Source organism: Dyella flagellata, from assembly GCF_030160275.1.
In the GTDB taxonomy this organism is placed as follows: domain Bacteria; phylum Pseudomonadota; class Gammaproteobacteria; order Xanthomonadales; family Rhodanobacteraceae; genus Dyella_B; species Dyella_B flagellata.
The window spans coordinates 1-973 of sequence record NZ_BSOA01000058.1 but is presented as its reverse complement, the minus strand read 5'-3'; the positions used below and the strand labels follow the sequence as shown (position 1 = coordinate 973).

General features: G+C 64.2%; 1 protein-coding gene. It reads left to right on the top strand.

Annotated features, from left to right (window positions below):
- Positions 1-973, top strand: a 973-nt coding sequence (gene tuf / locus QQJ96_RS23485; protein ID WP_284334470.1) for an elongation factor Tu, incomplete at both ends; no start/stop codon positions are given.

Sequence of the window (973 nt, the reverse complement as noted above, 5' to 3'; positions counted from 1 at the left end):
GTGGACCACGGCAAGACGACGCTGACAGCGGCGCTGACGAAGGTTGGCGCGGAGCGTTTTGGCGGTGAGTTCAAGGGCTACGACCAGATCGACGCGGCGCCGGAAGAGAAGGCGCGCGGCATCACGATCTCGACGGCGCACGTGGAATACGAATCGCCGACGCGCCACTACGCGCACGTGGACTGCCCGGGCCATGCCGACTACGTGAAGAACATGATCACGGGTGCGGCGCAGATGGACGGCGCGATCCTGGTGTGCTCGGCCGCCGACGGCCCGATGCCGCAGACGCGCGAACACATCCTGCTGAGCCGCCAGGTGGGCGTGCCGTACATCGTGGTGTTCCTGAACAAGGCCGACATGGTGGACGACGCCGAGCTGCTGGAGCTCGTCGAAATGGAAGTGCGCGAGCTGCTGTCGAAGTACGAATTCCCGGGCGACGACACGCCGATCATCAAGGGTTCGGCGAAGCTGGCGCTGGAAGGCGACCAGTCGGAAATCGGCGTGCCGGCGATCATCAAGCTGGTGGACGCGCTGGACAGCTACATTCCGGAGCCGGTGCGCGTGCTGGATAAGCCGTTCCTGATGCCGGTGGAAGACGTGTTCTCGATCTCGGGCCGCGGCACGGTGGTGACCGGTCGTGTGGAGACGGGCATCATCAAGGTCGGCGACGAAATCGAGATCGTGGGTCTGCGGCCGACGGTTAAGACCACGGTGACGGGCGTTGAAATGTTCCGCAAGCTGCTGGACCAGGGCCAGGCGGGCGACAACGTGGGTCTGCTGCTGCGCGGTACGAAGCGTGAAGACGTGGAGCGTGGCCAGGTGCTGGCCAAGCCGGGTTCGATCACGCCGCACACCGACTTCGAAGGCGAGATCTACGTGCTGTCGAAGGAAGAGGGTGGTCGTCATACGCCGTTCTTCAGCAACTACCGTCCGCAGTTCTACTTCCGTACGACGGATGTGACCGGCGCGATCA